The sequence below is a fragment of the Streptomyces sp. NPDC032161 genome (assembly GCF_040636995.1).
Lineage (GTDB): Bacteria > Actinomycetota > Actinomycetes > Streptomycetales > Streptomycetaceae > Streptomyces.
In genome coordinates this window covers 1-18584 of sequence record NZ_JBEZVN010000059.1, presented here as the reverse complement: position 1 = coordinate 18584, position 18584 = coordinate 1, and the positions used below count along the sequence as shown (strand labels likewise).

Here is an 18584-nt window from a genome sequence, read left to right as displayed (position 1 = left end):
CCCCCCAGGTCATCCACTTCGACAGGGGGCACACAGCCATACCGGACCCGGGGGCCAGGCACCCCATTGCGGGGCCACGAAAAAGGTAACGGGGGGGGGCGCCCGGTAGCGGAGGGGCCGCACGGCGGCGGGGTGGCGGTCCTCCGGCCGGGCGATAGGTTGGCTGATATGACCACCTCCGAGCACGGCCCCGACGACACGGCCCGCCCGGCCGAGCCGGTCGGTTCCGCCGAACCGGTCGGCCCGGTCGAACCGTCCGCCCCTCCCGCCCCGCCTGCCCCGTCCGATCCCGCGCAGCCGTCGGGACCGTCCGACGAAACCGACGGGCGGGAGACGTCCGAGGCATCGAACACATCCGGCCTCTCCGACCGCGACCGTGCCGTACTGGCCCTGGAGCGCCGCTCGTGGGCCGGCCCCGGGGCCAAGGAGCGGGCGATCCGCGAGCAACTCGGCATCTCGCCCACGCGTTACTACCAACTGCTGAACGCGCTCCTCGACGACCGCCGGGCGCTGGAGGAGGACCCGGTGACGGTGAACCGCCTGCGCCGCGTCCGGGACGCCCGCCGCGATCGCCGCTGACGCGCCTGCCTGGTTGCCCACGCCGCTGACGCGGCAGCCGACCACGCCCCCGTCGCGTAAGCCGCCGACGCGCCCGTCCGGCCGCGCACGCCGCTCATGCGCCCGTCGCGTACGCCTCCGGGGCGGCAGCCCGACCACTCCGCACCGCCGCGAATCCCGCCACCGCGGACGCCTCGCCGCGATCGCCCCCGCCCTCCGACCGCCGCCTATAGGCTCGCCCCATGGGCAGCAACCCGCACGCACCCGCGCCGAGCGCGACCCCGTCCGAGTTCCCGACCCCCACCACCCCGGCAGGCCGGGAGGCGCTCGCCGCGATCCTCGCGCGCCCGGACCGTGCCGTCATCGCACTCGACTTCGACGGGACGCTCGCCGACATCGTCCCGGACCCGGACCAGGCCCGTGCCCATCCCGGCGCCGTGGACGCCCTCGCCGCGCTCGCCCCGAAAGTGGCCTCCGTCGCCGTGATCACGGGCCGCCCGGCCGGCGTCGCCGTCCGGCACGGCGGCTTCGCCGGGGTGGCGGGACTCGACCACCTCGTCGTCCTCGGCCACTACGGCGCCGAGCGCTGGGACGCCGTCACCGGCACCGTCCAGGCCCCCGCCCCGCACCCCGGCGTGGCCGCGGCCCGCGCCGAACTGCCCGGCGTGCTCGACCGGCACGGCGCCTGGCACGGCACCTGGGTCGAGGAGAAGGGCCGGGCGCTCGCCGTCCACACCCGCCGCGCCGCCGACCCTCAAGGCGCCTTCGAGGCCCTGCGCGAACCCCTTGGCGAACTCGCCGCCCGCCACGGGCTGATCGTCGAACCCGGCCGCCTGGTGCTGGAGCTGCGCCCACCCGGCATGGACAAGGGTGTCGCGCTCGCGCGGTACCTCCGCGAGAAGGGCGCCGAGTCCGTCCTGTACGCGGGCGACGACCTCGGCGACCTCGCCGCGTACGCCGCTGTCGAGAAGCTCCGCACCGAAAGGACCGGAAGCGCCGAAGGTGCCGAGGGCGCCGGCGGCATCCCGGGCCTGCTGGTCTGCAGCGGCAGCGCCGAGGTCACCGAGCTGGCCGAACGGGCCGATCTGCTGCTGGACGGCCCGGCCGCCGTCGTACGCTACCTGGCGGCCCTGGCCGCACGCCTCTGAGCCGTCAACGGTCCGGTGCGGCGGAAGCCACGGCTGCCGCCCCCCGTCCCGGCCAGGAGGGGGGATGACGGGTGCCCGGGCAGACGCCGACCCACGGGCCGACCCAGGGGCGAGCCAGAGGGCAGAGCACCAGCAGCGGCAGAGACAGTGACAGAGACAGAGGCGGCAGCGGGGCGGGGGACGCGGTGGCGGTTTCGTGGGCGGCGCGGAGGTTGCTCGACGGGTACGCCGGTGATCCGACGACGGTGACCTGGCAGTGGGAGTCGATGGCCGTGGACGTGGTACTGCGGTACGGGTCCCGCTCCGACGCGGAGGCGCTGCTTCCGGTGTTCCTGGACGATCCCGGAGCACGTGAGCAATTGATTCCGGTCTTCGCCCGGCACGGAGACGCCGGCGTGGCCGAAAGGCTGCTGGAGGCGAGTGTCCGGGCGGGCAGGTTGCGTGACGGCGTACCGGCCGGTGTGCTGCACGCTGTCGGCTGCCTGGGGTGCGAGTCGGCCGAGCGGATGCTGTGGGAGCACGTCGAGGGCGGCTACGACGAGTCGGTGTCCGCCTGTCTGGGATTGGCGCACCTGCCGTGCCGGGATCTGCGCGCCGAGATCGCGGAGGCTCTGGAACGGCACGACGGTTCTCACCTGTTCCCCGAGTTCCTGCCGGTCCTCGCGACGAAGACGGGTGATCCGACATGGCTGAAGAGGCTCGTCGAATGGGGCGAGGGGGCCGCGTCCACGGACTGCAACGGTGGGCTGATCCTGGGCATCGCCCTGCACGGTGACGCCGGGCGCGCCGCGTTCACCCGGCTGCTGTGGAACCCGCGCTGGGAGGCCTACGGAGGCGGCACGGGATCGGACCGCTGGGCGTACGTGGGTGCGCGCGCGCTGGGCCTGGGAACAGCGGAGCTGTACGAGGATCTGGTCGCGCGGCTGACGTCCGGTACGGGTGCCGACGATCCGTGGCACTGCATCCGGACCTTTGCCTCGCTTCTGAGGCACCGGGTGGAGCGCAGATGGCTCGGTCTGCGCATGGTGGCCGATCGGGACGAGAGCAGCGAAGCGCTCTGCGGCCTGCTGTTCGACTGGTCGACGCCTCACGAGGACGACTCGTTGATCGGCCTTGCCGGTCGCGTGCTCGACCGCGACGACCCGCTCATCACCACGCTGCACCACTTGGAGGCGCTGTTGCGGAGTGAGGCGGGACACGAGCTGGAACTGCGCGCGGTCGCGTCTCGTTGACGGGAGCGCCCGCACCGGCTCCCCGGATCCCGGCCACACCGGATCCGCGGGTTCCGTTCACACCGGATCCGCGGGTTCCGGTCGTCCGGGACCGCCCGCGCTTCGCTCCCCGCCGGGAGCGTCAGTCGCGCAGCGCGGCCAGCTGGTCCAGGAACCACTGCTGCGGCGGCAGTGCGACCGCCGCCGCGGCCAGCCGCCGCGTGCGCTCGGCGCGTTCGCCGTCCGCCATCGTCAGCGCCTCGTGCAGGGCGCGCGCCGTGGCGGACACGTCGTACGGGTTCACCACGACCGCGTCGTCGCCCAGTTCCTCGTACGCCCCCGCCTCCCGCGACAGCACCAGCGCGCAGCCGTGGTCGGAGACGACCGGGACCTCCTTGGCGACCAGGTTCATCCCGTCGCGGATCGGGTTGACGAGGGCCACGTCGGCCAGCCGGTACGCGGCGAGCGAGCGAGCGAAGTCGTCCTTGACGTGCAGCACGACCGGCGTCCAGCCCGGTGTTCCGTACGCCTCGTTGATCGCGTCGGCGACCTGCCGGACCTCTGCGGTGTAGCCGCGGTAGACGGCCAGGTCCTGCCGCGACGGGTAGGCGAAGGCGACATGGACGACGCGCTCGCGCCATTCGGGCCGTTCGTCGAGGAGCGTGCGGTAGGCGAGCAGGCCGCGCACGATGTTCTTGGACAGCTCCGTCCGGTCCACCCGCACGATCGTCCTCCGTCCGGGGCCGATCTGCTCGCGCAGCGCGGCCATCCGCTCGTCCACGTCAGCCTCGTGCGCGCGCCGGCGCAGGAAATCGGCGTCCGCGCCGAGCCCGTGCACCCCGATCCCGGTCCGTCCCGTGCCGCCCAGGAACTCCGTGCAGCAGGCGGTGAACGCGTCGGCCCAGCGCCGGGTGAGGAAGCACGCCCGGTCGGCGCCCAGGATGCCGCGCAGGAGCTGTTCCGCGATGTCGTCGGGGAGCAGCCGGAAGTAGTCGACGGGCGCCCACGGGGTGTGCGAGAAGTGGCCGATCCGCAGGTCGGGGCGGAGCTCGCGGAGCATGCCGGGCACCAGCGCCAGGTGGTAGTCCTGCACCAGGACCGCCGCGCCCCGGCCCGCCTCCTCGGCGAGCGCCTCGGCGAAGGCCCGGTTGTACGTCTCGAAAGACGCCCACTGCCGCCGGAACTCCGGGTCGAAGACCGGCTCCAGCGGGGTCTGGTACAGCATGTGATGGACGAACCAGAGCACCGAGTTCGCGATGCCGTTGTACGCGTCCGTGTGGACGGCCGGGTCGATGTCGAGCATCCGCACGCCCGGCTCGCCGACCCCGCGCCGGACCGCCGCGCGGTCCCCGTCGCCGAGCGCGGCGCACACCCAGAGCTTGTCCTCGACGGCGCTCAGCCCGGAGACCAGCCCGCCCCCGCCGCGCTTCGCGTCGAGCGTTCCGTCCGTCCTCAGGGTGTACGACACCGGGCCGCGGTTCGACGCGACGAGAACACCGGCTTCGGCGGACTGGGCTTCGTGCTCGGAGACCATGTTGCGGAATCTAGCCCGATCACGAACCACTCAAACGTGCGAAGGCGGACAACGTTCGGTGGCGCCCGGGTGGCGTGCGCACGGCTCTCGTGGTTCCCGACGGTTCCCCGCGCCCCCACGGGCGCGCATGGACGGTCCCATGGTTCCCGTGGTTCCGCGGTGGTGTCGTACGGTGCGCGCTCGCGTCACGCTGCACGGCGCGAGACGTACTCCTCGATCTCGCGCATCGGGGGCCGCTCCTCGGTGTCCACCGCATGGGTGCGCGGTACGAAGCCGTGCTCGCCGCGCTCGAACTGGGTCAACGCCGGACGCACCAAGTGCCCCCGGGACAAGCGTAGTTGGGCGGTCCGGTAGATCGCCGCCGCCATCCGGCCGAGCGCCTGGCCGTCCTGGTGGCGGTGTCTGCGCACGCCCACGTCGACCTGGGCCAGCGCGTCCAGGCCCACCGTGTGCAGCGCGTCGACGAGGAGGCCCAGCTCCACCCCGTACCCGACGGGGAAGGGCAGCTGTTCGAGCAGGGAGCGGCGCGCCGCGTACTCGCCGCCCAGCGGCTGGACGAAGCCGGCCAGCCGCGGCCAGTGCAGATTGAGCAGCGGCCGGGCCACCAGTTCCGTGACCCGTCCCCCCTGGGCCGCGGCCCCGCCGGGGGCGGGTTCGGCGGGGCCGGCCGGGCCGTCGGGTCCGTTGTCGAATGGTCGGTCGTACATCGCCTTGACGAGGCAGACCTCCGGGTCGGTCAGCAGCGGGCCGACGATGCCGGAGACGAAGTCCGCAGAGAAGTCCCTCAGATCGGCGTCGACGAAACAGACGATGTCACCGTGCGTCACCAGGAGCGAGCGCCACAGCACCTCGCCCTTGCCGGGCACGGCGGGTATCCGGGGGAGTATGTCGTCCCGGTGCACCACTCGGGCGCCGGCCTCCAGGGCCACCTTCGCGGTGGCGTCCGTGGAACCGGAGTCGATCACCACGAGTTCGTCGACCAGCCGGATCCTCTCCATGAGCTCGCGCCGGATCGTCGTGACGATCCCGCCGACCGTCGCCTCCTCGTTCAGCGCCGGCAGGACGACGCTCACGCTCCCGCGCCGCGGGTCCTTCGCCTTGGCGGCCAGGAGGCGGTCCAGCGGGCGGTCGGCGGCCGACCAGGAACGCCTGGTCAGCCAGCGTTCGACCTCTTCCAGCACGGTCGATACTCCCTGTATGTGATCCATCTCGCGGTTCGGACGACTATCTCAACGGTCCGATGCTTCGGTTACAGTCTTGAACAACGCGGACGACCGTCGCATGCCGGGGTCGGTCCGCCGACAAATGCCTGGAGCATCGCTCCAGTGCCACAGCGCTCATCCAGAGGGACTGAGGGAACGGCCCGTTGACGTCCCGGCAACCCTCCTGCCGACCGCGAGGTCACGGTGGGGAAGGTGCCAATTCCGGCTTGCGGCGAAACGCGTCGCAAGGAAGATGAGGAGAAAGGGCCTCCGCCATCATGGCCGTGCAGACCGCTGCGACCGCTCCAGCGAACACCTCTTCCGCCGACGATTCCTCCGCCGGCACCGCGCCCGCCGACCTCGATCTCGGACCCGCAGCGGCGCTCTCCTGCCGCGAATGCGGCGAGCGTTTCGCACTCGGCCCGATCTTCGCCTGCGCGTCCTGTTTCGGGCCGCTCGAAGTGGCGTACGACCTGCCGAGCGGCTCCCCGGAGGAGCTGAGGAAGCGCATCGAGGCCGGACCGAACAGCATCTGGCGGTACGCGCCGCTGCTGCCGGTCCCCGCCGACGTCGCGGAGAAGCCCAACCTCAACCCCGGCTTCACCAAGCTGGTCAAGGCCGACAACCTCGCCCGCGAGCTGGGCGTCACCGGTGGCCTGTACGTCAAGGACGACTCCGGCAACCCGACGCACTCCTTCAAGGACCGCGTCGTCGCGATCGCCGTCGAGGCCGCCCGAGCCTTCGGTTTCACCACTCTCTCCTGCTCCTCCACCGGCAACCTCGCCGGTGCGGTGGGGGCCGCCGCCGCCCGCGCGGGCTTTCGCTCCTGCGTGTTCATCCCGCACGACCTGGAGCAGGGCAAGGTCGTCATGGCCGCGGTGTACGGCGGCGAGCTGGTCGGCATCGAGGGCAACTACGACGACGTCAACCGCTTCTGCTCGGAGCTCATCGGCGACCCGCTCGGGGAGGGCTGGGGCTTCGTCAACGTCAATCTGCGCCCGTACTACGGCGAGGGCTCCAAGACCCTGGCGTACGAGATCTGCGAGCAGCTCGGCTGGCGCCTGCCCGACCAGATCGTCATCCCGATCGCGTCCGGCTCGCAGCTCACGAAGATCGACAAGGGGCTCCAGGAGCTGATCGGGCTGGGGCTGGTCGAGGACAAGCCGTACAGGATCTTCGGCGCCCAGGCCGAGGGGTGCTCCCCGGTCTCCACCGCGTTCAAGGCCGGTCTCGACGTCGTACGGCCCCAGAAGCCGGACACCATCGCCAAGTCCCTGGCGATCGGCAACCCGGCCGACGGCCCCTACGTCCTGGACATCGCCCGGCGCACCGGCGGCGCGGTCGAGGACGTGGACGACGAGCGGATCGTCGAAGCGATCAAGCTGCTGGCCCGCACCGAGGGCATCTTCGCCGAGACGGCGGGCGGGGTGACGGTCGGTGTGACGAAGAAGCTGATCGAGAACGGGGTGCTCGACCCGTCGCTGACCACCGTCGTCCTCAACACCGGTGACGGCCTCAAGACCCTGGACGCGGTGGCCGCCACCTCGCAGGCGACCGCGACGATCCGCCCGAGCCTGGACGCGTTCCGCGCCGCCGGCCTCGCCACCGCCTGATCCCCACCGCGACCGAAGAAAGGCACACCCATCATGAGCGTCAAGGTCCGCATCCCCACCATCCTCCGCACCTACACGGGCGGCCGGTCCGAGGTCCCGGCCGAGGGCGAGAACCTCTCCCAGGTCATCGAGTCCCTGGAGCGCAACCACCCCGGCATCGCCGCCCGCGTGCTGGACGACCAGGGCAAGCTGCGCCGCTTCGTGAACGTGTATGTGAACGACGACGACGTGCGCTTCGAGGACGGCCTGGAGACGGCGACCCCGGACGGCGCCGGCATCTCGATCATCCCCGCCGTGGCGGGCGGCTGCTGACGGTCCGAAGGCTCCCCGCACCGCGGTCGGTCACCGTTCGGTCGCCGCCGTCGGTCATTGGCCGGTCTTCGGCCGGCGACAGCTTCACGAGTTATCCGAATTGCCCTCTCCGAGAGAAAACGGAGGGGGCAATTCTGCATGGTTGAGCGGGGTAGAGTGGGGGAAGTCCCCCCAGCTTCGCGTGCCGCCCGCCAATGAGAATGCGCCCGGTCACGATAAGAAGTGGCCAAAGTGTGCGATCTTCCTGCGTCATAAGTCACCTTTGCCCGGCCCGACTTGCCCCGGAATCTTGTGAATTCTTCAGGTCCGGGCGATCGGTGCTGCCCGGAATTCTCGTCCGATTGACCTGTTGCAGAGGGCAGTTGGGCAGATACATTCAGCCGCGGTCGACGCGTTCCGGCGCACACACCCTCTCCTGTCGGAGGGTGAGTTCTGACCCGGGTCCGCGAAGTGCGGTCCTGCGCAAGGGCCAGTAATAGGGGAGTTAGGCATGGCTCAGGGCACCGTCAAGTGGTTCAACGCGGAGAAGGGGTACGGCTTCATCGCGGTCGACGGTGGTGCGGATGTTTTCGTCCACTACAGCGCGATCCAGATGGACGGCTACCGCACCCTCGAAGAGGGTCAGCGAGTTGAGTTCGAGATCTCGCAGGGCCAGAAGGGGCCGCAGGCGGACATGGTCAAGCTCGCCGTCGGCTGAGTTCGGCGCGGTCGGCCACCAACGACACCACTCACGTACGCAGGGCCCGTACCCGGGGAGCACCCAGGGGCGGGCCCTGTGTGCGTTCCCGGAATCTTCCGGGAGCCCGGCCGCCCAGGAGCGTTCCTGGGCGCTCGGCGCGGCGGGAGACCGACCGGGACCACGCGCCCGTACGGGTTCCGGGGTGTCCGCCCTCCGCCTGGATCCGGCGTCCGGGGTTGTCCACATCCCGAGGGGGACGCTTGCACTCCCGGGGGTCGAGTGCTAATCATTGGCGTTAGCACTCTCCGGGTGAGAGTGACAGAACTTGGGCCGGGCCGGTGAGGTCCGCAGCTCCGGTGGGGCAAGGAACCACCGGTACGCAGGCCGTCCGTCGCGGGCGCCACTCGGTCCGGAGAAAATCCACCCCTGTCCGGGAGGACCACTTCACATGGCCAAGATCATCGCGTTCGACGAGGAGGCCCGGCGCGGTCTCGAGCGCGGCATGAACCAGCTCGCTGACGCCGTCAAGGTCACCCTTGGCCCCAAGGGTCGCAACGTCGTCCTTGAGAAGAAGTGGGGCGCCCCCACGATCACCAACGATGGTGTGTCCATCGCCAAGGAGATCGAGCTGGAGGACCCGTACGAGAAGATCGGTGCGGAGCTGGTCAAGGAGGTCGCCAAGAAGACGGACGACGTCGCCGGCGACGGTACGACCACCGCCACCGTTCTCGCCCAGGCTCTCGTCCGCGAGGGTCTGCGCAACGTCGCCGCGGGTGCCAACCCGATGGCGCTCAAGCGGGGTATCGAGAAGGCCGTCGAGGCCGTCTCCGCCGCTCTCCTGGAGCAGGCCAAGGACGTGGAGACCAAGGAGCAGATCGCTTCGACGGCCTCCATCTCCGCCGCCGACACCCAGATCGGTGAGCTCATCGCCGAGGCCATGGACAAGGTCGGCAAGGAAGGCGTCATCACCGTCGAGGAGTCCCAGACCTTCGGTCTGGAGCTGGAGCTCACCGAGGGTATGCGCTTCGACAAGGGCTACATCTCGGCGTACTTCGCCACCGACATGGAGCGTATGGAGGCGTCCCTCGACGACCCGTACATCCTCATCGTCAACTCCAAGGTCAGCAACGTGAAGGACCTCCTTCCGCTGCTGGAGAAGGTCATGCAGTCCGGCAAGCCGCTGCTGATCATCGCCGAGGACGTCGAGGGCGAGGCCCTGTCGACCCTGGTCGTCAACAAGATCCGCGGCACCTTCAAGTCCGTCGCCGTCAAGGCCCCGGGCTTCGGCGACCGCCGCAAGGCCATGCTCGGCGACATCGCCATCCTCACCGGTGGCCAGGTCATCTCCGAGGAGGTCGGCCTCAAGCTGGAGAACGCCGGTCTCGACCTGCTCGGCCGCGCCCGCAAGGTCGTCATCACCAAGGACGAGACGACGATCGTCGACGGCGCCGGTGACAGCGACCAGGTCCAGGGCCGCGTCAACCAGATCCGTGCCGAGATCGAGAACTCCGACTCGGACTACGACCGCGAGAAGCTCCAGGAGCGCCTGGCGAAGCTGGCCGGCGGCGTGGCCGTCATCAAGGCCGGTGCCGCGACCGAGGTCGAGCTGAAGGAGCGCAAGCACCGCATCGAGGACGCGGTGCGCAACGCCAAGGCCGCCGTCGAGGAGGGCATCGTCGCCGGTGGTGGCGTGGCTCTGCTCCAGGCCTCGGCCGTCTTCGAGAAGCTGGAGCTCTCGGGTGACGAGGCGACCGGCGCCAACGCCGTCAAGCTGGCCCTGGAGGCCCCGCTGAAGCAGATCGCCGTCAACGGTGGTCTCGAGGGCGGCGTCGTCGTGGAGAAGGTGCGCAACCTGGCCGTCGGCCACGGTCTGAACGCCGCGACCGGCGAGTACGTCGACATGATCGCCGAGGGCATCCTCGACCCGGCGAAGGTCACGCGCTCCGCCCTGCAGAACGCCGCGTCCATCGCCGCGCTGTTCCTCACCACCGAGGCCGTCATCGCCGACAAGCCGGAGAAGGCCGCCGCGGCCGCTCCGGGCGGCATGCCGGGCGGTGACATGGACTTCTGATCCCACGGGATCGGCAAGTCCGGCACAGCTTCGCTGTAACGCAGGCCCCCGGGACCTCCTGGTCCCGGGGGCCTGCGCCGTATCCGTGCCGTGAAGCACGACGTTCCCACGACGTTCGCGGTCTTCGTGGGTCCGCGGCGTTCGCGACGCTACGGGAGCCGGTCGAGGAGCCAGGTGCAGAGCTCCTCGGTCACGAGGGTGTGGCCCTCGTTCCGGGAGGCCAGTCGGAATTCGTCGAGCCCGCTGTCCTCGGGCGGGAGCGCGGAGATGTCCGCGTACAGATCCTCGTCGGTGTCCAGGTCGCGGATGTCGACCGCGCTGACGGACGGCACGAAGCAGTGCGAGCGGATACGGACGTCGGTCTTGAAGCCCAGGATCGGATTGAGGGCGTTGAAACCGTCGGCGAGGATGCCGAAGCCCTCCAGCGAACCACCGGGGGCACCGTCGATGGACGGCAGGCCGGACGTGCGCACCTCGTTGGACTTCAGGGTCACCACCCGCGGCTTCGCGACGAGTTCGCCGTCGCCCGGCGCCTGGGTGTAGAGCTCGGTGCCGACGACCGACAGCCCCTTGCCCTCCAGGGCCAGTTCCCCGGCCCGGACATCGGTGCCGTTTCCGTCGGCCGTGCCGTTGGCGACCCCGATCAGCCGCGGCCTGCGCGGCCATTCGCCGATGTTCCTCATCTCGGCGAGGAACGCGGTGCGTTCGTCGCTCCGCGCCGGTGCGCCGTTCCATTCCTCGATGTGCCGCCACAGCGACTGGCGGGCGGCCGGGCTGTTGATCTGGTCGGAGAACCGGCTGTCGAGCACCCTGATGTAGTGCGCGAACGCCTGGAGCGCGACCGGGACCCAGGCGCCGCGGTGCGGGCTGTCGTACGAGAAGTACAACGCGGTCCGGTGGTCCACGCGCTCGTGCTCCAGCTTGGCCAGCGCGTGCCGGGTGACCAGGCCGCCCATGCCGAACCCGCCGACGGCCAGTGGTGTGTCGCCTTGCCGCTCGGCGATCGCACGCATGATCGCGGCCTGCGCGGTCCGGGAATTGTCCAGAATCGACGCACTGCGTTCGTGGTACCCGAGGAGGATCACGTCGTGTCCCCGGCGGCGCAGTTCGCTGATGAGCGCGTAGTCGCCGAACTCCAGGCCCTCCCAGGAGAAGTCCAGACTGCTCGGCCCGGTGTTGAATCCGTCGGCCAGGATCACGGGCCGTACGAGATCCCGGTTCCCCTCGCCGAAATACACCCAGGCAGTGCCGCCCGGCAGGTCCCACACGGTACTGGGCGGCAGCGGAAGGGCGCCGTGCGGCTCGGCCTCCAGACGGAGGCCGGGAGTCAGGGCGATAGGAGGCTTGCTCCGCAGCGCCGAGGCGATCTGCTCGCGGGTCGGTTCGGACACAGGTCGTTCCCCTTTGGGCCGGTTCATCACAACAGGCGTCATGGTGAACACGAGGAGTAGCGACCGGGTGGAAGAAGTGGATCAAACCACTCCCAGGTGGGAGCCGGATTCGGACATGTGGGGGCTGGCGAGGCCGTGCGGTGCGCCGAGCGCTGTGGCCACACCGCCCGGCACCGTCACCCCGACCGGTACAGCGGTTCCGGCCGACTCCGGGGGCGGTGGTTCTCACCAGGCCGGGGGCCGGGACTGATCGCCTCCCTCGATCTCCTCCGGCCAGTCGACGGGACCGGCGTCCGTCCGGCTCAGGATCCCGGGGTCGGGCGCGAACTCCTCGTTGTGCGGCCCGCACCAGCACGATGACCTCAGCGATTCTGCTCATGTCGGGATATCACCGTGGGACGCGGACGCGCCGCAATCGAGTTCCGCCCCGGCCGGAGCGTGGCGTTCCGCTACGGCCGCGGCCTGGACGGCCGTTCGGAGCGCGGGATCAGCGCGGCCCGGACCTCGCTCATGCGGTCGCGGACATGGGACGGGGGAACGGCTCCGAGCGGTCCGGCGGGGGCCGCCTTGCCGGCAGTGCCGCGGCAGGGGCCGCAGCGGCCCCCGGTCAGGGCCTCCGCGGGGCCGGGGGCGCGGCACTCGCCGCATTCGAGGGTGCGCAGCAGCGGGCGCGGTGCCGCCGCCGCGGTCGGGGCCGCGAGGCGTGCGCGATCGGGCGGCATCTTGTCGACCAGCCGCGTACGGACGAGGCCCGGGGCGTGGTGGACGGGGTTGGGGAGACCGTCGGTGAGGGCGTGCAGGAGCTCCGCCTCCGTGGCGCCGCGCTCGAACCACTCGGTGACCAGCGGTTCCAGCGCCGTGCAGTCCTTCTCCGCCAGGGTGAGCGAGGGGGCGGTGTGGCCGAGGGCGGCCAGCAGCACGAACGCCCGGGAACGGGTGGGCCGCCGGCGCTGTTCCGGGGGAACGTCGCCCCGGGTGAACGCCGCCCACCAGTCGTCGTCCCGTGCGGTACGGGAGAAGAACGTGCGGGTCACCCACAGCAACGTCCGGTCGTCGGCGAGGCATTCACTGCCGCGTCGCAGATGCCCGGCGTCCTGGAGCCTGTTGAGGGAGGTCCGCAGGGCGCACTGTCCGTACGGGAGGACCTTGGCGAGCGTCTTCACGGAGATGTCGGCGCCCTCGGGCAACTGGTCGAGGTAGGCGGCGATGGACGCCTCGCGGGCCGGAAGGTGCACGAAGTCGTGTCCGGTGCGGGGGAGTTGCGAGGGGGCGGAACGCTTGCCGTAGCCCGGGTTGGCCATCGGGTGCGGGGGCGCGGGCGGGGTCGCGGGCGCGGGCGTCGGTTGATCCGGTCGCGCGGGCGGGGTTACGCGCGAGGTGTGCGGGGCAACGTTAAGCTGGCTGGCAGCCATGGATCGACTCCTACTCGATTGATGGTCAGGCCCCTGTTTGGTGTTCCTGCACCGGCAGGGGCTGCTTGCTGTTCGGCACGCTAGAGCGTCAGTACCGTGCGTCGCAAACCGATCACAAACGGTCAACTCTGGTGGCAGGGAGGGTGGGTGGGGAGAGGCCCACCACCCATTCCTCAGAAAGAGCGCTCGGACTTCGGGGCTTGAGCCCCGGGGCGGCGGGAATCCGTTTGCCGAGGTCGCTGGGGTGGGACGGCGTCGACGTCTTGGAGCTCGGAGCCCGGTGGCCGGGGTCTGCGGTCCGGGGTTCGGAGCCCGTTGTTCCGGGTCAGCGGTCCGGAGCCGGTGGTCCGTGGTCCAGGGTCCGGGGTCCGGCGGGAGGTCCGCCGGACCCCGGGCGGGGCTCAGTCGCGGCTCGGGGCGATGACCGACGCGCCGTCGTGCACGGTGATCGCCAGCGCCGGACAGATGTCGGCGGCGTCCAGGACCCGCTCGTCCGGCTCGATCCCGTCGGCCTTGACCCGGGCGTGCTCGCGCCCGTCACGCATCCCGTCCAGCGCGAACACCTCGGGGACCGTTCCGGCGCACATGCCCGATCCCTGGCAGAGCTCCGGATCGACGCGTACGTTCCACCTGGTGACATCGGTCATGGCGGTCACCAGCCGATGGGCATGACGCGCGGGCCGCGCACCAGCATCTCGGACTTCCAGGTCACGTCGTCCGCCAGCCGCAGCCCCGGGAAGCGGGCGATCAGGGCGCTCAGCGCCTCCTGGAGTTCCAGCCGGGCGAGCGGGGCGCCCAGGCAGTGGTGCACGCCGTGGCCGAATCCCAGGTGCTGATTGCCCTCGCGGGCGACGTCCAGCACGCCCGGGGCGGAGAACCGCAGCGCGTCGCGGTTGGCCGCGCCGATGGCGACCAGGACCGGGCTCCCGGCCCGGACGAGCGTTCCGCCGACCTCGATGTCCTCGGTGGCGTAACGGGGCTGACCGGATCCGCTGCCCAGCGGCACGAAGCGCAGCAGCTCCTCGACCGCGTTCGGGATGAGTCCGGGTTCGGCCCTGAGCCGGGCCAGCTGGTCCGGGTGATCCAGCAGCGTGAGAACGAAGTTGGGGATCTGCGACGCCGTGGTCTCGTGTCCGGCCACCAGGATGCCGACGCACAGGTCGACGAGTTCGAGCTCGGAGAGCCGGTCGCGGCCGTCGCGGGCCTCGATCAGGGCCGTCATCAGGTCGTCGCGCGGTTCCGCCCGGTGCTGCGCGATCAACTCGGCCATGTACGCCCGCAGTTCCTCGCGGTTGCGGTCGAACTCCTCGGCGGTGAGCGAGCTCGTGGACAGCGCGGCATCGCTCCACACACGGAACTTCGGGCGGTCCTCGGTCGGGACGCCCAGCATTCGGCAGATCACCGCGACCGGCAGCGGAAGCGCGAACAGATCGACCAGATCGGCGGGTTGGCCGGCCGCTTCCATCTCGTCGAGCAGGTCCGACGTCAACGCCCGTACTTGCGGGCGGAGCTTCTCCACTTGGCGCACCGTGAACGCCTTGGCGACCAGGGAACGCAGTCGGGTGTGGTCGGGCGGGTCCATGCTGAGGATGCCGCTGTCGCGCCGCCCCTCGGACTGCCGGGGCTCGTCGTGCGAGAGGGCCGCCGCCCGGCTGAAGCGCTGGTCACCGAGGACCAGCCGGGCGTCCGCGTAACGGGTGACGAGCCAGGCCGGCTCGCCATAGGGCATCTGGACGCGTAACAGACCCTGCTGGTCGCGTACGCGCTCGTACTCCTCGGAGAGTTCCAGCCCTGCGGCGGTGTTGAAGGGATAGGCGAGGGGGGTGACGTCTGCTGTGGTCACTGCGACCTCCGGTGGCAAGCGGCTTTCGGTATGTAAGCAGCTGCTTACAACGGTAGGAGTGGCCGTACGGCAGGTCAACGGCGCATTACGGCCGTTATCCTTACGGGCCGCTCCGAGAGGTCCGAGAGGAAGGCCGACATGGAGTCCGCCCCCGCCCTGCCGCCCCAACAGCGCCGCCGGGACGCCGCCGCCACGCCTCGCCGGGACGCCGCCGCCACACGCCGTCGTCTGCTGGACGCGGCCCACGACCTGTTCGCGGAACAGGGCTACGAGGCGACGACGGTACGGAGCATCGCGGCACGGGCCGGGGTCAACCAGGCACTGCTGTTCCGCTACTTCGGCTCCAAGCAGGGGCTGCTCACCGAGGTCCTGGCCCAGGGCGGGCTGGAGCAGCTGCGCGCCACCCCGCCCGAGGAGCTTTTCGAGACCGCCCTGCGCTCGATGCTGACCCGCAGCGCGGGCGATACGGGAGACCGCACCCTGGAGGTCTACCTGCGGTCCATCGGTCGCGGCGACGAAGCGGCCGGAACCCTGCGGGAGCTGGGGGAGGAGTACCAGAAGGCGCTTTCCGGGCTCTCCGGTACGGCGGACGGCGCCCTGCGCGCGGATCTGGCCATGGCGTGGCTGCTCGGAATCGGACTGATGCGGACGGTCGTCGCCCGCGAGCCGCTGGCCGGGGCGGAGCCGGACGACGTCTGCCGGCTCGTGCTCGGCGCGCTCGGGCATCTCTGGTCGGCGCCGGAACAGGGGCGGGAGCAGGAACCGGGAGCGCGGGAGCAGCGGGTGTAGCGGGAGCGGCGGTGGGGGAGTGGGGCGGGGAACGGGACGAGGAACGCGGCGGGCCCGGCCCCGGAGCTCAAGTGCCGGCGCCGGGCCCGGCCATGTGCGCGCCGTGACCGGCCCGGCCATGTGCGCGCCGTGACCGGCCCGGCCATGTGCGCGCCTTGACCGGCTCTCGCACGCGCGGGGGCAACGGTGTCGCGGGGGCACCGGGGTGGCGCGCGGGGTTACCGGGGTCGTGCGGCGCCGTCGGTGGCGTGCGGCGTGTCCGGTGCCGCGCGGGGTTACCGGTGGCGGTTCTCGAAGGCGGTGAAGGCCGCCTCCTGGCGCTACTCGGTCGCCGCCTTCGGGTTGTCGGCGAGGTAGCGGGCGCAGCGCGTACCCGGGTGTCCCTCGCCTGGGCGGTCGGCCCGGCAGGCGGCGACCATGCGGTAGCCGGTGGGCGCGGAACCGCGGCCCCACAGGCTGCGGCCGTCGCGGAACGTGTACTCCAGCGAGGTGCGGGCGAGGTCCTTCAGCTCGGTGTAGCGCAGGCCGTACGTCCTGGCCGCGTACTCGTACTCGTGGCTGATGTCGATCCGTGAGACCCCCGGGTCGTCGGTGGACAGCACCACCGGGACGCCGTAGCGGCGGTACGCGTTGAACGGGTGGTCGTTGCCCGCGATGCCGAGGATCTGCTTGTTGCTGCTGAACGGCACCTCGACCGCGACGCCCCGTCGCGCCATCGTCCGGGCCAGCTGCCGCCAGTCGTTCTCGTGGACCAGGTCCACGCCGTGCCCGATGCGTTCGGCACCGGCGACGAGCACGGCCTCACGGATGTGGAACAGCAGATCCTCCGGCTTCACCGTCCCGGCGCCAACTCGCCTGCGTGCAAGGTCAGATGAGCCATCGGGTACACGCCGCGCAGGTCGGACGTCCCCCGCGGACTGGGGCCTGACCGGCTTCGCCACCTGGAGCCTGTCCAAACTCGCCGAGCACCTGGTCGACCGGCACGTGGTTTCGAAGATCAGCCGGGAGACCCTGCGCCGGATACTGCACGGTGGCAAGGTCTCCAGGCAGACCACCACGACGTGGAGATCATCCACCGACCCGGCCTTCATCGCCAAGATGCACCGAGTCCTGGCCCTGTACGACTCCCCGCCAGCCGACGGCCGGGTGGTATGCGTCGACGAGTTCGGTCCTCTCAACCTCCAGCCACGCAAGGGCAAAGCCTGGCGCCCGGCGAGCAGACCCCGTCGGCTGCGGGCCACCTACAACCGCTACGGCGGAGTGATGCACATGCTCACCGCCCTGGACCTGGCCACCGGGAAGCTCTACTACCGCATCCGGCAACGCAAGCGGTGGCGTGAGTTCCTTGGCCTGCTCAAGACCCTGAGGGCCCGCTGGCCCGGGGAGAAGCTGTACATCGTGCTGGACAACTTCTCCCCGCACAAGCACGCCAAGGTCCGCTCCTGGGTCGCCGCCGACGACGTTGAACTCGTCTTCCTGCCGACCTACGGTTCGTGGCTCAACTGGATCGAATCGGAGTTCGCGGCCCTGCGCTACTTCGCGCTCAACGGCACCGACCACCGCAGCCACGGCGAGTAGAACGCAACCATCGGCGCCTACGTCCGCTGGCGCAATGCCCGCGCCGATCCGAAGACCAACTTCGCCCCCGACTCACCGATCCGTGAGTGGACCAAGTACCCGGCCAAGGCTGCGTGACGAGCCACTAGACAGCCACGAAGCGGCGGTCACCATCCCCCACGACGACGCGCCCGAAGCGCATGCCAGGGAAGTGCGCGGCTACCAGCAGGTCGTCTCTGTCCGCCGCTTGGTCCGCGATTCGGTTGCGCACCGCCGAGGCGGCGGCAGGGTCGACGTCCCAGACTACCTCCCAATCCCGTTCGCTGAACTGGACGACGGAATGCACCACGTCCCCCAACAGGACGGCCCTCCGGCCACCGGATGAGACCACGTACACCGTGGAGCCGGGGGTGTGGCCCGGCACGTGGCGCGCATCGACACCGGGCGCCACCGTGAAGTCCGCGTCGAACAGCTCCAGCCGCGTACCGAGCGGAGTGAGCTTGTCGACAGCGCTCGGCTGCGCGTTGTCGCCAGTGACGAAGTACTCCCAGTCGGCCCGGTGCGCACGGTAGGTCGCCTGGGGGAACACGGCCGCGCCGTTGTGCGTCACCCAGCCAATGTGGTCGAAATGCAGGTGGGTGAGAACGACGTCCGTCACGTCCGCTGGGGTGATTCCGTAGTCGGCCAGAGAGGAGAGCAGGTCCCCTCCCGTGTACCGGCCGTCGTCGAACGCGCCCACACCGGTGTCAACGAGTACGGTCCGCTCGCCGGTGCGGACGCAAAAGCCGCCGAGCGGGAGACGCAAGGTGCCGTCCGCTTCAAGATGCTCGGTGTGGCAGGTCCACGGATCCTCCACGCCGGGACGGGACAGGATGTCCGCCGCGACCTCGACCCCCACCCCGTCCCACACCGGCAGAACCTGTATGTCACCGATCTTCACGCGCACTCTCCCGTCTCGAGCAACCGCCTGGTAGCAACCGGCTGCAACCGCTCGAGGCACCAGAACATTCCGGACCACTCAGCGCTGGATCTGAGCTTCCTCACCATGGGCTCGGCCCTGCCCGCCGCTCCCCATTCCGCCTGCTGTAGTGCATCCACCCCTGGAACTCGACATCCGACTCCAGCGGTCCGACTCGCATCGATTACCCGGCCAACGATGCGAGACGGGCCACTAGTAGTGCTTGGTCAGGTTGGTATTGGGGTGGGTATGTCGCGGTGGCAGGTGGGGCAGGCGCCGGTCCAGACCGCGAGCAGGGTCTGCAGT

General features: G+C 70.7%; 16 protein-coding genes, 1 pseudogene and 1 riboswitch. Of the genes and pseudogenes, 9 read left to right on the top strand and 8 right to left on the bottom strand.

The features are described from left to right. Positions 1-168: 168 nt before the first annotated feature. The 3 genes from AB0E67_RS34715 to AB0E67_RS34705 all read left to right on the top strand — a co-directional run bounded on the left by AB0E67_RS34715 (position 169) and on the right by AB0E67_RS34705 (position 2938). Positions 169-579 (top strand): DUF3263 domain-containing protein, encoded by a 411-nt coding sequence (locus AB0E67_RS34715; RefSeq protein WP_362034617.1) that lies wholly within the window; start codon positions 169-171, stop codon positions 577-579. 221 nt (positions 580-800) lie between these two features. Continuing rightward, entirely contained in the window at positions 801-1706 is a 906-nt protein-coding gene (gene otsB, locus AB0E67_RS34710) for a trehalose-phosphatase (protein ID WP_362034615.1), read from the top strand. Between the two features lie 185 nt (positions 1707-1891). Continuing rightward, the gene (locus AB0E67_RS34705) at positions 1892-2938 is read left to right on the top strand and encodes a hypothetical protein (RefSeq protein ID WP_362034613.1); all 1047 of its coding nucleotides are present in this window, start codon (positions 1892-1894) and stop codon (positions 2936-2938) included. 121 nt (positions 2939-3059) lie between these two features. On the opposite strand, the gene AB0E67_RS34700 is transcribed toward AB0E67_RS34705, so the two are convergent. Together AB0E67_RS34700 and AB0E67_RS34695 are read right to left on the bottom strand one after the other, a co-directional pair. Further along, positions 3060-4451: a trehalose-6-phosphate synthase gene (locus AB0E67_RS34700; RefSeq protein WP_362034612.1), complete on the bottom strand. Its 1392-nt coding sequence runs from the start codon at positions 4449-4451 to the stop codon at positions 3060-3062. Positions 4452-4636: 185 nt separating this feature from the next. Further along, complete coding sequence (locus AB0E67_RS34695) at positions 4637-5632, bottom strand: glucosyl-3-phosphoglycerate synthase (RefSeq protein WP_362034622.1); 996 nt, start codon at positions 5630-5632, stop codon at positions 4637-4639. Positions 5633-5785: 153 nt separating this feature from the next. Continuing rightward, a riboswitch (SAM riboswitch) is annotated at positions 5786-5913 on the top strand. Between the two features lie 18 nt (positions 5914-5931). Here AB0E67_RS34695 and thrC point away from each other — a divergent pair. From thrC to groL, 4 genes are all read left to right on the top strand, one after another. Next, positions 5932-7266, top strand: a complete 1335-nt coding sequence (thrC, locus tag AB0E67_RS34690; protein WP_362034610.1) for a threonine synthase — start codon at positions 5932-5934, stop codon at positions 7264-7266. A gap of 33 nt (positions 7267-7299) precedes the next feature. Continuing rightward, entirely contained in the window at positions 7300-7578 is a 279-nt protein-coding gene (locus AB0E67_RS34685) for a MoaD/ThiS family protein (protein ID WP_351519483.1), read from the top strand. A 490-nt stretch (positions 7579-8068) separates the two neighbouring features. Beyond that, a complete protein-coding gene (locus tag AB0E67_RS34680) occupies positions 8069-8275 on the top strand; it encodes a cold-shock protein (RefSeq protein ID WP_003967346.1) in 207 nt (68 codons plus the stop codon). Positions 8276-8705: 430 nt separating this feature from the next. Then, positions 8706-10328 carry a chaperonin GroEL gene (gene groL, locus AB0E67_RS34675; protein WP_073789226.1) on the top strand — a complete coding sequence of 541 codons (1623 nt, stop codon included), beginning with the start codon at positions 8706-8708 and terminating at the stop codon, positions 10326-10328. Between the two features lie 149 nt (positions 10329-10477). Here groL and AB0E67_RS34670 read toward each other — a convergent pair whose 3' ends face one another. From AB0E67_RS34670 to AB0E67_RS34655, 4 genes are all read right to left on the bottom strand, one after another. Further along, entirely contained in the window at positions 10478-11719 is a 1242-nt protein-coding gene (locus tag AB0E67_RS34670) for a hypothetical protein (RefSeq protein WP_362034608.1), read from the bottom strand. A 449-nt stretch (positions 11720-12168) separates the two neighbouring features. Beyond that, a complete protein-coding gene (locus tag AB0E67_RS34665) occupies positions 12169-13020 on the bottom strand; it encodes a hypothetical protein (RefSeq protein ID WP_362034620.1) in 852 nt (283 codons plus the stop codon). A 512-nt stretch (positions 13021-13532) separates the two neighbouring features. Then, positions 13533-13778, bottom strand: coding sequence for a ferredoxin (locus AB0E67_RS34660; protein WP_362034606.1), 246 nt, complete (start codon positions 13776-13778; stop codon positions 13533-13535). 5 nt (positions 13779-13783) lie between these two features. Beyond that, positions 13784-14974 (bottom strand): cytochrome P450, encoded by a 1191-nt coding sequence (locus AB0E67_RS34655; protein WP_351525831.1) that lies wholly within the window; start codon positions 14972-14974, stop codon positions 13784-13786. Between the two features lie 138 nt (positions 14975-15112). Here AB0E67_RS34655 and AB0E67_RS34650 point away from each other — a divergent pair, with 138 nt between their 5' ends. Beyond that, entirely contained in the window at positions 15113-15763 is a 651-nt protein-coding gene (locus AB0E67_RS34650; protein WP_362034604.1) for a TetR family transcriptional regulator, read from the top strand. A 320-nt stretch (positions 15764-16083) separates the two neighbouring features. Here the strand turns inward: AB0E67_RS34650 and AB0E67_RS34645 are convergent. Next, positions 16084-16661 (bottom strand): annotated as a pseudogene (locus AB0E67_RS34645) (adenosine deaminase); the annotation flags it as partial. On the opposite strand from AB0E67_RS34645, the gene AB0E67_RS34640 reads away from it, so the two are divergent. Continuing rightward, positions 16619-17341 (top strand): IS630 family transposase, encoded by a 723-nt coding sequence (locus AB0E67_RS34640; RefSeq protein WP_362034618.1) that lies wholly within the window; start codon positions 16619-16621, stop codon positions 17339-17341. The pseudogene AB0E67_RS34645 and the gene AB0E67_RS34640 sit on opposite strands and share 43 nt — an antisense overlap. A 124-nt stretch (positions 17342-17465) precedes the next feature. On the opposite strand, the gene AB0E67_RS34635 is transcribed toward AB0E67_RS34640, so the two are convergent. Continuing rightward, positions 17466-18266: an MBL fold metallo-hydrolase gene (locus tag AB0E67_RS34635; protein WP_362034602.1), complete on the bottom strand. Its 801-nt coding sequence runs from the start codon at positions 18264-18266 to the stop codon at positions 17466-17468. Between the last annotated feature and the right edge of the window lie 318 nt (positions 18267-18584).